This is a genomic window from Edaphobacter sp. (assembly GCF_035532915.1).
Lineage (GTDB): Bacteria > Acidobacteriota > Terriglobia > Terriglobales > Acidobacteriaceae > Edaphobacter.
Genome location: NZ_DATKQC010000244.1, coordinates 23,335 through 36,458, shown reverse-complemented (window position 1 = coordinate 36,458; position 13,124 = coordinate 23,335). Strand labels below are relative to the sequence as shown.

The following is a 13,124-nucleotide window of genomic DNA, read 5'->3' as shown; positions in this document are numbered from 1 at the left end:
CGGCAGCGGCGCGTTGAAGAGCTCGCTTTGCAGGCTGGGGGAGGCAGACGCGGGCAGCGGCTTCTTGCGTGAGGGGGTAGTGATGACGGCGATGAGCTGGAGATCGGCGATGGCGGCTCGCGGGACGAAGACGCGCTGGGTGTTGGAGCGGATGTCCGGTGGGACGAGCTGAAGCCCGGCATCGCCGATGAGGTCGTCGAGCAGGGAGGTGTCGATGGGTGCGAGCCCCTCCAACTGGTCTTCTGTATGGAAGCTGAGGCGCAGCCAGAGACCCTCGGTGCGGGGCCGGGCGAGGAAGGTGCGACGGGAGAGCCGCTCGGGGTTGGCGGTGTCGCCCAGGTTGAAGTCGCGGACGTAACAAATGTACTTGATATCGCGGAGGGCGATGGGAATGACGTGACCGCTGAGATCGAGCAGGTCCACCGTCCCGTTGCGCACGAAGGCGGCCAGCGGCAGGTAGCCGGGGACGATTTCTCCGGTGATGCGGCGCACGATGACCTTTTTGCGGGAGGAAGACATGGTCTGGCGGATTGTCGCACGAATGGAAACACCGCAACGAAAAAGGTGCACAAAGGGTAGCCAATTTGTCATCTATGTGGTAAAGTGACGTTTTGTGCTTAGCTTCACAGATCTTTCCAAGCGATTGATTCGCCGCACTTTAGGGCGAGCGGCGCATCCCGGTTAAGACCCGGCATGGAGTGTACGCAGCAGACATGGCCGACTACATCTACCTGCTCGAAAACCGCCTCTCGCAAGCACAGCAGGCGTCGCTACAGACGGTGCGCGAAGCTGCGCGTAACAAAGGGCTTACCGTATTTCTGGTAGGCGGAGCGGTACGTGACCTGACCAGTGGGTCGCCAGTGCGTGACCTGGATGTAGTGGTTCAGGGAAATGCGCTTAAGTTGAAGAAAGATATAGAGAAAGCTGGCGGCAAGATTTCCGGGGAGCATGAGGCTGGCCATACTTTCTATGCACGCTTCCCTAATGGCGTGAGGATGGAGATCGGCAGCACGCTTTCTGTTACCTATCCGAAGCCGGGCAAGCCGGTGTTCAAACCCGCGACGATTCTCGAGGACCTGCGGCGGCGCGACTTTACCGCCAACGCGATGGCCATCTCTCTGAATGACGGTTCGTACGGTCTGCTGATGGACCCGCTGAACGGCGTGGCGGACATCGAGAACCGCGAGCTGCGGTTGGTGAGCAACTACGGCTTCATCGAGGAGCCGGTACGGATGATCCGCGCCGTTCGGCTGGGAGCCCGGCTGGGCTGGCACATGGACGAGAAGACCCAGGAGCGCTACGAGACCGGCAAGAAGGAAGGCTATATCTCGGCGCTCGATGCCTTCCATCGCGGCTACGAGACGGAGGAGATCTTCCACGAGGAAGATCCGCTGCGCGTGCTGCGACGGCTGGAGAGCGAAGGCTGGATGAAGCATCTTGCCCCCGCGCTGAGCGCGTCGAAGGCGAATATTCCCGAATTGGAAAAATTGCGGGCGACCCATACACAGTTGCAGTTGCAGGGGATTCATCCCGAAGGCTCGGTGGCTAACTTCTCGCTGCTGACGGCGAAGATGGCCCCGAAGGAAGTTTCAGCGCTGAAGCATAGCTTTCCCCGGCAGGGCTTTGTGGGCGAGATCGAGTCGCTGGAGAGCGAGGCCAAGGAGTTTGCCGCGCAGTTTTCGGGCAAGGGAGCGGCGCTGCCTTCGCAGGCATGGAAGCTGCTTTACTCGTCCAAGCCCGAGGCCATCCTGTGGACGGCTCATACCGCCAAGACGCCAGGGGTGAAGGCGAAGTTTGAGAGCTTCTATAGAGACTGGCCGCAGGCGAAGCAGAAGCTGCCTCACACCTTGATGCAGGAGATGAGGATCGTTCCGGGAGTTCCTCGATACGAGGAGCTGCTGGACAAGCTGTTCTTTGAGCTGATGGATGAGAAGCTGGGCACGGTGGAAGAGATGAAGGCCTACCTTGAGCCGTATTCGCCTCCTGCGCCGCCGCCACCGGTGCATCTGCGCCGTGCGCGTGTGGCGAAGAAGGACGCCAAGCCAGCGAAGAGCCGGAAAAAAGCTGCTGTGGCTGAGGAAGGCGCGGAGGGAGTTGCAGGGCTCGAAGCTTCGGCAGGGACACCCGTGGTGGCTGCGGCCAAGCCGGTCAAGGCTGCTGCGGTCAAAGCTGCCGCTCCGGTGAAGGTGGCGGCGAAGAAAGCTGCTGCCCCAGCGAAGAAGGTTGCGGCTCCGGCAAAGAAGGCTGTCCCGGTGAAGGCGCCGGCAAAGAAAGCTGTGGCTAAGGCCCCAGCCAAAAAAGTGGTGGCGAAGAAGGCTGTTCCGGCAAAGAAGCCGGTTGCTAAGAAACCGGTGTCCAAGCCTGCTCCGAAGAAGGCTCCTGCAAAGGCTGTGTCCAGGAAGGCTCCGGTAAAGGCCGCTGCCAAGAAGGCTCCTGCGAAGAAAGCTGTTCCGGCAAAGAAGAAGCGGTAGTTTTTTGATCGATAGAAGACGGGCGGCACCGGCTAGACTGGTGCCGCCCGTCTTCTGCGTTTATCTCTGACAACTGCTGGCAAAGCATTTAAGAGAGTGGACGATCGCCGACTTGGAGAAGCGCGGGAATGAGACGGCACGATTTCTAAAGATGCGAATCATCGCTTGTCATCATTCGGCGGGTCGGATCGCCCGAATGACCATACTTTTCCATAGGTATGGCAGCCGACCTGAGCCCGCCATCTCCAACTCTCTAAATCCGGCCTCCGATAGAGCATAACTGAGCGTCTTCACTGACCAGAACTTGATGTGACCATGGTCCCAAAGTACCGTGAAGTGCTTGTCGAAGCTTCCGGTTGCTGCCAGGGCAAGGTTTTTCAGGTAGCCATGGTAGGGCGTGGTAAGTATCAAAATCCCATTGGGCTTCAGGAATGTAAAGGCATTACGCAGAAATGCTCTCGGATCGTACAGATGTTCAATGACTTCCGTACTGATAACTACATCTGCCTGTCCAGTAAATTTTATGAGGTCTCCCGCTGGGGACTGTGCGTCTGCCAGCGTGAACTCGATCTCCGGATAGTGCTTTTTAGCGAATTCTATGCCGGTAGTTGAGAAGTCACTCCCGTAAAGACGCCAACCTCTATCGCGATAAAGAGATAAAAAACTGCCATTACCGCAGCCTAAGTCGAGCACCAAAGATCCGGCCGGAACATTCGTAAGAAATCGATCAACGGATGGCTTCAGGTAACTATGACTTCCTCCGTGACTGCCGTCGTGAAACTTATAACTTATACCGGCCATAGACGCTGTCATTTTCCTTTCCTAAACTCCGTAATTGTAGTTGATCATGCACTTAGCTCAGGTCATTGTTGCTTGAAGAAATTATTGGCTTCGCTTAAGAAGGGCAACAGTGGCGACGAAGAGTCCGCAGGCGGCCCCCGCCATGAGGATGATGGCGTGGCGGTAGGCTCGCTGGGTGGCCGGGGGTGCGGCGGCGGTATTGTCGCGGCATTGGGTGCAGCCCTGCGCGAGGGCCGGGACGGCGCTTAGAAGCGCGAACAGCAGCAGCGCACTGAATGCGATGCGCTTCATTGGAAGAAGACCAGTAGGGTGAAGAGGAAGAGCCAGAAGATGCCCATCGAGTGCCAGTACCAGGCCGCGCAGTCGACCATGATCTGCCGGGTTTCGAGCGAGCGCGAGACATAGAGGCCGGCCAGCGCGGCGATCAGGCTGAAGATGCCGAGGATGAGGTGGATTCCGTGGACCCCGGTGATCAGGTAGAAGAAGTGGCTGCTGGGGTTGGAGAGGAAGAAGACGTGTTGCACCGCCAGTTGCGTCCAGGCGATCCACTGGCCTACGAGAAAGACGATGCCCAGAACGACCGTCGCGGCGACCCAGGGGATGGCGGCGCGGGTGATGGGCTTGCCCAGGCCGAGCCACTCGTCCATGACGTCGACCTCGTGGAACATGCGGCGGCGGGCGGTTTCCATGGTGATGGAGCTGAGGATGAGGACGGCGGTGTTCAGCCAGAGGATGGGCGGAATGAGGGTCGGGGACCACTCGTTGACGAAGTTGTTGTAGGCGTCGAAGTGACCGGTGGACTGGCTGACGAAGAAGGTGCTGACGATGGCGACGAAGAACATCAGGTCGCTCGCCAGGGCGAAGAAGATGCCCATGCGGTAGCGGACGAGGCGCTCGCGCGGGCCGCGGCGGCCGTTGGGGCGGTCGTTCCAGTTGTCGTTATCGCCACCGCCGCCGGTGCGCTTGTCGGTTGGCGGTCTGCGGCCGGAACCGTGGTCGTGGTCTTCGAGGTGGCGCCGGGGCTTCGGTTCGGTACTGGTCGGCGTGATGGTTGTTGGCATGGCGGCCTTTCATCGCACGCTATGGAAACAGCTTACTCCGGTTTGATGTTCGGGATGGCGTCGGTGCTCCATTGCGGAAGGATTAATTCTTCGCCAGCGGTGGATTGATATTCGCACGGCTGGCGATAGACGACGATCCGTTCTTCAGCCGCTTTGGCGGGGGCGTTGGGGTGCAGGGCAGGATGCCACTCGAGCGTTGTGGCCTGCCATGGATTTGGCGGGGCAGGCTTGCCGCGGAAGAGGCTGTGAATCAGGTTGGCGAAGAAGAGAAGCTGGGCCGTTGCGAGGAAGATCGCCGACCAGGTGATGAAGCGGTTGAGGGGCAGCGTTCCGGCGAGCAGGTGTCCGGCGGCGTTGGGTACACCGATGAGCTGGGCGTAGTGGCGGGGTTCGCCCATCAGCCCGGTGAGGTGCATGGGCAGGAAGGTGGCGTAGGCTCCGGCGATGGTTGCCCAGAAGTGAAGGCGGCCGAGGCGTTCGGACATCATGCGGCCTGATTTGCCGCTGCTGGCCGTCATCAGGGGGAACCAGTAGTAGGTTGCGGCGAAGAGGCCGAAGATTCCTGCCATCGCCATGATGAGGTGGAAGTGGGCGACGACGAAGAAGGTGTTGTGCAGGTACTCGTCGAGGATGGGTTGGGCGAGGACAGGGCCGGTAAGGCCTCCGGTGATGAACAGCGAGACGAAGCCCAGCGAGAAGAGCATCGCCGTGGTGTAGCGGGGACGGCTGCGCCATACGGTTACGAGCCAGCTTAGAACTTTGGCCGAGGCAGGAATGGCGATGGCCATGGTGGAGACGGCGAAGGCCGAGGCTGCGTAGGGGTTCAGACCGGCGACGAACATGTGGTGTCCCCAGAGCAGGATGCCGAGGAATCCAATGAGGAGCGTGGTGACGATCATCATGCGATAGGCGAAGACGCGGCGGCGGCTGAAGTTGGCCAGCAGCATCGACGTCAGGCCAAGGCCGGGGAGGATGGCGATGTAGACCTCGGGGTGTCCGAAGAACCAGAAGAGGTGCAGCCATAGCAGGGGCGAGCCGTTGCCGGGGTGGCTGGCGGCGTGGATGACTCCGCTGACGAGATCTCCGGTAGGTATGAAGAAGCTGGTTCCGGCGTGGCGGTCGCAGAAGAGCAGCAATAGAGCGGCCAGCAGCACCGAAAAGGCGATGATGCTGAGCAGCGCGGCGGTGAACCATCCCCAGACGGTGAGCGGGATGCGGTCCCACGTCATGCCTTCGCAGCGCAGCTTGATGATGGTGACGAGAGTGTTGATCGCTCCGATGGTTCCTGCAATGGCAAAGACGGCGATGCTCCCCAGCCACATGTCCATCCCTGCGCCCTGGCCCGGCCCGGCGCTGGCTACGGCGCTGAAGGGGGGATAGGCCATCCAGCCGGAGATGGCGCTGCCGCCGGGAACGAACGTGGAGCTGAGCAGGATGACGAGCGCGGCGGCGGTCAGCCAGAAGCTGACGGCGTTGGCGACTGGAAACGCCATGCGGTGAGCGCCGATCTGTGCGGGAAGGATGAGGTTGCCGAAGCCTGACTGCGGCGCTGTTGTGAGAACGAAGAAGAGCATGATCGTGCCGTGAATCGTGACCAGCGCGAGATAGTCTTCGGGCAGAATGGGACCGTGGAAGGGAACGATGCGGTCGGGCCAGACCAGGTGTATCCGCATCAAGAGCGAGAGCAGCGTGCCGATGGTGACGGATACCAGCGCGAGAACAAGATACTGGATGCCGATAACGCGGTGGTCGGTGGAGAAGAGGTAGCGGCGGAGGGGGGAAATCATCGCTGCACCGCCTTCTGTTTTGCGGCAAGCCATGCTGCGAACTCGTTGGGCGGCAGAACGCGCAGGTTGGCGTTCATGCGGTAGTGGCCCAGGCCGCAGACCTGAGTGCAGAGAATCGCGTAAGTTCCCGGCACCTTTGGCGTGAAGTGGACGTGGATGGTCATGCCGGGAACGGCATTTTGCTTGAGCCGCATCTCGGGGACGGAGAAGCCGTGGATGACGTCCAGCGAGTTGATGCGGAGATCGACCTGTCGATCAGCAGGCAGCACAAGCTCGGACGTAACGATGTCGTCCGTGCCGTGGCCGTCGGCGGGGTCGATGCCCAGCGGATTACCCGCGCCTGCGTCGACGAGTTGCGGCCTGGTGATGCCGAACGTGTAGTCCGCGCCGGGATAGCGGAAGTACCACGCGAACTGCTCGCCGACCACCTGCACCTGAAGTGCAGCGGGATCGGCTCCCGTATACCGTGCGGCGGCCCAGAGGCGTTCCGCGCGAACAGTGAGAAATGCGAAGAGTAGAGCCAGCGCCGCCAGGGGAAGATATTCAACGCGCCAGCTTGTCGCCTCGGCGCGACGACGGGCGATCAGACCGACGAGAAGAATGAGGTGTGCCAATGCTGCGAGGCCGAGGATGATCCAGAGATTCAGCAGCAGGTGACGGTCGACAGCCGGGCCATGTACGCTGGCGTCGAAAGGAAGTCCCCATGTCGCCAGCGAGAGCGCGAACGTGCCGGGCTGGATCGAGAAGGGGATCACCCTTGCAGGATATCGCGTTGCTCCCTTTCGGTGCTGCGCGCAGGAGATAAGTGAATGTTAAGCTGAAAGCTCCATGAGATTGAAGATCGCAGCGATTCGTTCAGGCACCGACCCGGTAGGTAAATTGCCGGAGGCCGCGTTTCACACCTGGCTCGATACCCCCTTGTACTGTCCGAAGTGCGACGTGACCTACAATATGGTCGTCGATTGGGACCAGGCCGCCGACCGCTGGTTTGCCGATAGCTCGCGCCCGCTGATTACGCTATTGCGAAAGGCTGTCTTCATGGGGCACGGCACCGACCATCGGGTGACGCACTTCGAGACGGAAGGTGTCATTGTGAAGAGCTTCGTAGCGCCATCGAGTAGTGAGCCTTCTCCGATAAAACGTCCCTAAGCCTCGATGGGCGTTTCGCTTTTTCGCCTGCTGGTCAGGTAGTAGTAGACGACCGGCGTAACGACGAGGCTGAGAAGGATCGATAGCAGAAGGCCGCCGATAACGGCGATGGCTAGTGGTTGAAGCATCTGCGAACCGGAACCGAGAGCGAAGGCCAGGGGTAGCATGCCGCAGATGGCGGCGATCGCAGTCATGATGATGGGGCGCAGTCTCCGCTGTGCGGCGTGCAGCATGGCATCGCGTGCGCCAACTCCTGCGGCGCGTGCCTTCTCGTCAGCGTCGAGTAGAAGGATGCCATTCTTTGCGACGATGCCGATGACCATGATGAGGCCCATGAAGCTGGCTACGTTGAAGTTAGTGCCTGTGATGAGCAACGCGGCGACAACACCGGTGATAGAAAGAATGGAGCTGGTGAGGATGGCGACAGGCGCGGAGAAGTTGCGGAACTCCGCCAGCAGCACGCCGAAGACGAGAGCCAGGGCAAGGAGGAGCACACGTGCGAGGTCGGCGAAGGACTTCTGCTGCTCCTGATAGGTACCCCCGTACTCGACGCGGACGCTGGAGGGGATGTTGAGATTGGCGACGGCCTGCTTGACCTGCACCATGGCGCCGCCGAGGTTGGAGCCTTCGAGGCGTCCGCTGACGGTGACGAGCCGTTGCAGGTTCTCGCGAAGGATCTCATTCTGCGGTGGCAGCGCCTCGACTTTAGCCATGGAGCCCAGCGTTGCGGTGTGGCCGCTGCTGCTGTTGAAGACCGTGTTCTGAATGGCGTCGAGCGAGGCGCGATTGGCATCGGGAAGTCGGACGCGAATGGTGTAGGGACGGCCGTTGAGTATGAGCGGATCGTTGGTGGGCAGGCCATCGAGGATGGCGGTCGCGTCTTCGGCGACCTCGGTTGGGGTGAAGCCGAGACGGCCGGCGACGATGGGGTCGATCTGAAAGTTGGTGGCGGGGCCGCTGATGGTGTTGTCGATGCCGTTCTGGATGTCGACCACGCCGGGAATCTTCCCGATCGCGTCGGCCACGCGCGGCGCAAGCTCTTGAAGGAGCTTCGTATCTGGAGAGAACAGCTTAATCTGTATCGGCTCCGGCGAGTTGGAGAGATCGCCGATCATGTCCTGAAGGACCTGCGTGAACTCGACGTCGAGTTGTGGCTCGCTCGTTCGTATCTGCTGGCGAACGTCGGCCATGATCTCGTCGATACCGCGTGAGCGGCTCGGCTTCAGGCGGACGGTAAAGTCTCCGGAATTAGCCTCGGTCACGGCGGCAAGGCCCATCTGCAGACCGGTGCGACGAGAGGTGATCTCAACCTCGGGCGTGTTGTGCAGAATCTGCTCGACGTGGAGCAGGACGCGGTTAGTCTCGGCGAGCGAGCTGCCCGCGGGCATCAGGTAATCGAGGACGAAGGCGCCCTCGTCCATAGCTGGAAGCAGGTCGGAGCCCAGCGCGTTGTAGCTGAAATACGCTCCGACGATGAGCAAAGCGCAGATTCCGGCGAGGGCCAGCGGTCGCGCCAGTGCCCAGGCGAGAGTGCGCTCGTGCGCGTGAAAGACGCGGCGCATGACGGGGCCATTCTCTTCGTGGCTTTCTGCGGCCGCGGCCGTGGGATTCCCGGACTCCTCCGCAAATGACGCAAGCTCGGTTGAAGGAGTGGTCCGTTTGGATTTGTGCAGCAGCGCCAGCGCGAGTGCCGGTGTCCAGGTCAGTGCAAGTGCAAGCGACGTCAGCAGGGCAGCGGTCATGGTTGCGGCGAGTGCGCGGAAAAAGCTGCCGGTGACTCCGGTGACGGAGATGAGCGGTAGAAAGACGACGACCGGCGTGATGGTCGAGAAGACCAGCGGTGTGGAGAGCTCGTGCAGTGCCTTTCTGACTGCCTCGATGCGCGACTCGCCGGAGTCGCGATGCACCACGATGCCTTCGATGACCACGATGGCATCGTCGATGACCAAGCCGATGGCCGCGGCGAGACCGCCGAGCGTCATCAGGTTGAAGCTCTCGCCGATCATCCAAAGAAAAAGGATTGTAACCGCTACGGTGACAGGAATAACGAGCCCGGCGATCAGCGAGGAGGTCCAGTCGCGAAGGAAGAGGAAGAGGACGACGCAGGCCAGAAACAGGCCGATGAGAATAGCATCGCGGACACTGGCGATGCTCTCGCGCACCAGCTCGGACTGGTCGTAGAAGGGCTCGAGCTTTACTCCCGGGGGGAGCTTCGTTTGCAGCGAAGCGATTTCAGCGGCGATGGCATTGGCCACGGTGACGGTGTTGCTGGCAGGCTGCCGAGCGATGTTGAGCAGCACAGAAGGCTTGCCGTTCGCCGTGACCATCGTATAGACGGGCATGGTAGAAGGCTCGACGGTGGCGACGTCGGCGACCCGCACCGGCGCGCCCCCGGTGGTCGTCTTCACGACGAGGTTGCCCAGTTCGGCAGCGCTGTGCGCCTGCGCGCCGATGAGCCCGAGGATCAGCTGATGGTTCGCCTCATACAGGCCAGGCGAGTCGATGATGTTCGATGCCTGAACCGCGTTGACCAGATCGAGCAGCGTAACGCCCGCAGTCTGCAGCCGTGCGAGATTGGGAGTGATGTGGAACTCCGGGACCTGTCCTCCCTGAACGATGACGGTGCTGACGCCATTGACGCGGTTCAACGGTGGTTTCAGGTCGTAGGTAGCAATCTCCCACAGGCGCGTTTGCGAAACGGTATCTTTGCCGCGATCGTCGGCGGTGAGCGCGTAGCCGAGAATGGGAAAGGTCGCGAAGGTGAGGCGGTTGGTGGTAATGCGCGCCGTTGCGGGAAGCTCCTGCTGCACCTTTGCCAGAGCCGCATCGGTGAGCTGCAAGGTGCGGTACATATCTACGTTCCAGTCGAAGAAGAGGCTGATCTCAGCCGAGCCGCGGCTGGTGGTGCTGCGCACCGTCAACAGGCCGGGAACGCTGTTGATGGCGTCTTCAATGGGCTTGGTGATCGTGACCTGCATCTGTTCGACCGGCATGACGCCGTTGTCGATGCCGATGACGACACGCGGAAAATTAGTATCGGGGAAGACCGAGATCGGTAACTGGAAGGCGGCGTAGATTCCGGCGAAGGTCAGCACGACGAGAAAGAAGAAGATCGCCTTGGCCATGCGCGAGAGCCAAAAGGATGGCTCGGCTTGAACGCCGGGAAGATGGGGTGCAGAGCCGGTCATTTGTCGTCCGCATCCTTTCCAGCATTCGGCTTCTCCGCAGGCGCAGTGCCAATTTTCACTTTGGTGCCATCGTCCAGCGCATAGGCGCCGGTTGTAATCACCATGTCGGAGGCTGAAACGCCGTCGAGCACCTGCACGTCCTCGGGCGTCTGAATGCCCAGCGTGACCCTCCGCTTATGCGCTATACCGTCAGCACCAATCACCATGACTGACTTCGAAGAGTTGTCCTGCGCTGTCTGAATCGCATCTGCGGGAACAAGCAGCGCACTCGTCGCCGTGCGTCCAGTAATGGTTGTGTGCACCGGGGTTCCGGCTTTGAAGAGGCCCTTCGGATTTTCAAGGCGCAACCAGACTTCGACTGTGGTGCTGCCCGGATCGAGCGCGGGACTAATCAGCGAGACTTTTGCAGGCACGGGATCGGCAACGCCGGAGATAGTGATCGTCGCAGCCGCGCCGAGCGAGAGTTGTTGCGCCTGCATCTGCGAGATGTGCAATTTGGCGAGGAGAGCAGAAGTGTCCATCACCGTGATGACGGGGGTTCCAGCCGCTGCGGTCTCTCCTGCGAACAGAGGCCGGTCGGTGACTACGCCGTTGATGGGGCTGCGAATCTCGGTGTAGCTCAACTGCGCTTCAGCGCCGAGATATTTTCCTTTGGCTGACGTCAACTGTCCCTGCGCGCTTTGCAGTGAGGCGTTGCCCGCTACCTGTTGGATTGCATCGAGACTCTGCTTTGCAATGTCATACGCCGCTTGCGCCTGCACCAGCGCGGCCTTTGCGGTATCAAGATCGCGGCCCGGAATCGCCCCTTGCGCGAAGAGCTGCGAACGCGCACTGACGATGCTCCGGTTCAGGTCGAGGTTCGCTTTGGCCTGTGCGAGGTCGGTCTGTGCCTTGATGAGATTTGCCGGAACCTGTGCGCGCGTCTCGGTCGCATAGACGCCTTGCGCGGCGGTATAGGCTCCCTTGTTGTCGAGCGCGGCGGCCTCGAGATCGCTATTCTCCAGCGCAACCAGAAGCTCTCCCGCCTGAACGTGAGAGCCGCGCTGGACGTAAAACGTTTTGACCGGCGCTGTAACCTTCGGCGAGATGGCCGCTTGTGCCAGCGGTGCCAGCGTGGCATCGGCGGTGATCTGTTCGGAGATGCTGCCCAGTGATGGATGCATCGCCTGGACGTAGACTACCGGCGTTGGCGCGGCCTCCTGCTTGTTGCAGCCAAGAGGCAGAAGAGTTGCGACGGCGAGGAAGGCAAGCGCAGGCAAGGCGGATCGTGTGAGCGGAGTGGGCTTCATGGTCTTAGAGCGTTCCTGTCAGAAGCTGGAGATTGGCAAGCGACATCTGGTAGCGGACGAGGCCATCTTCGCGGGCCAGCTCTGCTGTGGTGAGCGAGTTTTCCGCATCGACAACTTCAAGCACGGTGGACTCTCCGGCAGTGTAGCGGAGGCGGGTAAGCCGCAGGCTCTCGGCCGCGGTCTGCACGCTGAGGTCAAGTGATTGAAGTTGATCGCGCGCCGTTGTGGCCTCGCTGTAAAACTCGTCGAGCTGTGCGATCAGCTGCCGCTGGATCGAGGTCAACACGACTCGCGCTGTGTCCCGCATAATCTCGCTCTGCTTAACCTTGTGCTGCGTCGAGAACCAGTCCCATACGGGAATATCCAAAGTAGCGCTCGCCGAGTAGCCAAGATTGCGGAGGCCGTCCGGGGTCTTCGCGGCAAACTGTGCCGCGTCGATGCCATAGGCATAGTTAAGCGCAAGGTCAGGCAGATAAGCAGAGCGTGCGGCAGTTACTCCCAGATCACTTTGGCGAAGCGAAGCAAGCGCGCTCTGCAACTCGGGATTGTGATGCGCCGCGGCTGCCTCGACATCGGTGCGTATAGGTAGTGGCGGTATTGCTGTCGCGGTGGTCAGGATGTAGGGCGAACGCGGATCGGGGAAGAGCAGTACGCCAAGGTCGAGTCGCGCCTTCTGTGCCTGCACAATGGCATCGGCCAGATCGCGGCTACGTTGCTGCTGCTGAAGCTGCGCCTTCACCACATCGGCATGAGCGCTTTCGCGGGCCGTCTCTCGTTGCTGCGCCAGCGTAACAAAGCTGTCAGCCTCGGCGGCAGCGCGTTTGGCGACGGCAACTTTGTTCTCGGCAGTGAGCGAGGTATAGAAGAGGCCAACTACGGTGGACACCAGGCCCCGCCGTGCGATCTCGAGGTTCGCCGCAGCGACGGCGGCAGCAGCCGAAGCCTGGGAGGCAGCTACAAACTGTTGCACTCCGATCGTCTCGCTCGCTACGCCCTGGCTGATGTACTCGTGCACCGCATTGTTGGCGATAAAGCGTGGTGTTACCAACGCGCCGGTAGTGCTGCCTGCCGCGAGGACACCGACACCCTGCGTGTAGAGATATTGATTGTGGTAGGTAACGCTCGGCAGCAAAGCAGAACGCGCAATTGAGCGGTCAAGCTTGCTGACTCCACTCGCCGCGACCGCTGCCGCAAAGCTCGGCTCGTTCGCCTTCGCGCGGCTGATCGCTTCATCCAGCGTAATCGCTGGGGCCGATGAGGTGGCAGTGGTGGCAGCCGACACCTGCTGCGCCGAAGCGACAGCAGGTGCAGATGCCAGACAGATGCACATCAACGCTGTTTCAACTGCAGAGATACGCATAAGAATCAGAAAGAACCT

General features: G+C 60.9%; 11 protein-coding genes. 3 read left to right on the top strand and 8 right to left on the bottom strand.

What is annotated here, in order from left to right; genetic code table 11:
• The coding region (locus VMU57_RS11855) for a DUF6982 domain-containing protein (protein WP_325383639.1) at positions 1-570 on the bottom strand (570 nt) is incomplete at its 3' end.
• Positions 571-713: 143 nt separating this feature from the next.
• On the opposite strand from VMU57_RS11855, the gene VMU57_RS11850 reads away from it, so the two are divergent.
• Positions 714-2,471 (top strand): CCA tRNA nucleotidyltransferase, encoded by a 1,758-nt coding sequence (locus VMU57_RS11850; protein ID WP_325383637.1) that lies wholly within the window; start codon positions 714-716, stop codon positions 2,469-2,471.
• A 171-nt stretch (positions 2,472-2,642) separates the two neighbouring features.
• Here the strand turns inward: VMU57_RS11850 and VMU57_RS11845 are convergent, their stop codons facing one another.
• A complete protein-coding gene (locus VMU57_RS11845) occupies positions 2,643-3,284 on the bottom strand; it encodes a class I SAM-dependent methyltransferase (protein WP_325383635.1) in 642 nt (213 codons plus the stop codon).
• A gap of 72 nt (positions 3,285-3,356) precedes the next feature.
• Between VMU57_RS11845 and VMU57_RS11840 the strand changes: the two genes are divergently transcribed.
• Positions 3,357-3,521, top strand: coding sequence for a hypothetical protein (locus VMU57_RS11840; protein ID WP_325383633.1), 165 nt, complete (start codon positions 3,357-3,359; stop codon positions 3,519-3,521).
• A 38-nt stretch (positions 3,522-3,559) separates the two neighbouring features.
• On the opposite strand, the gene VMU57_RS11835 is transcribed toward VMU57_RS11840, so the two are convergent.
• Genes VMU57_RS11835 through VMU57_RS11825 form a run of 3 tightly spaced genes read right to left on the bottom strand, consistent with a single transcriptional unit; the run spans position 3,560 to position 6,875 of the window.
• Entirely contained in the window at positions 3,560-4,333 is a 774-nt protein-coding gene (locus tag VMU57_RS11835; protein ID WP_325383631.1) for a cytochrome c oxidase subunit 3, read from the bottom strand.
• Positions 4,334-4,365: 32 nt separating this feature from the next.
• Positions 4,366-6,120, bottom strand: coding sequence for a cytochrome c oxidase subunit I (locus VMU57_RS11830; protein ID WP_325383629.1), 1,755 nt, complete (start codon positions 6,118-6,120; stop codon positions 4,366-4,368).
• The gene (locus VMU57_RS11825) at positions 6,117-6,875 is read right to left on the bottom strand and encodes a cytochrome C oxidase subunit II (RefSeq protein ID WP_325383627.1); all 759 of its coding nucleotides are present in this window, start codon (positions 6,873-6,875) and stop codon (positions 6,117-6,119) included. The genes VMU57_RS11830 and VMU57_RS11825 overlap by 4 nt, the downstream gene beginning before the upstream one ends.
• Positions 6,876-6,948: 73 nt before the next feature.
• Between VMU57_RS11825 and VMU57_RS11820 the strand changes: the two genes are divergently transcribed.
• Positions 6,949-7,269 (top strand): hypothetical protein, encoded by a 321-nt coding sequence (locus tag VMU57_RS11820; protein WP_325383625.1) that lies wholly within the window; start codon positions 6,949-6,951, stop codon positions 7,267-7,269.
• On the opposite strand, the gene VMU57_RS11815 is transcribed toward VMU57_RS11820, so the two are convergent.
• From VMU57_RS11815 to VMU57_RS11805, 3 genes are read right to left on the bottom strand one after another with little or no spacing between them, the layout of a single operon-like run.
• Positions 7,266-10,457 carry an efflux RND transporter permease subunit gene (locus tag VMU57_RS11815; RefSeq protein WP_325383623.1) on the bottom strand — a complete coding sequence of 1,064 codons (3,192 nt, stop codon included), beginning with the start codon at positions 10,455-10,457 and terminating at the stop codon, positions 7,266-7,268. The two genes, VMU57_RS11820 and VMU57_RS11815, sit on opposite strands and share 4 nt — an antisense overlap.
• Positions 10,454-11,746 carry an efflux RND transporter periplasmic adaptor subunit gene (locus VMU57_RS11810; RefSeq protein WP_325383621.1) on the bottom strand — a complete coding sequence of 431 codons (1,293 nt, stop codon included), beginning with the start codon at positions 11,744-11,746 and terminating at the stop codon, positions 10,454-10,456. The genes VMU57_RS11815 and VMU57_RS11810 overlap by 4 nt, the downstream gene beginning before the upstream one ends.
• Before the next feature lie 4 nt (positions 11,747-11,750).
• On the bottom strand, positions 11,751-13,106 hold the full coding sequence (locus VMU57_RS11805) for a TolC family protein (protein ID WP_325383619.1): 1,356 nt from the start codon (positions 13,104-13,106) through the stop codon (positions 11,751-11,753).
• Between the last annotated feature and the right edge of the window lie 18 nt (positions 13,107-13,124).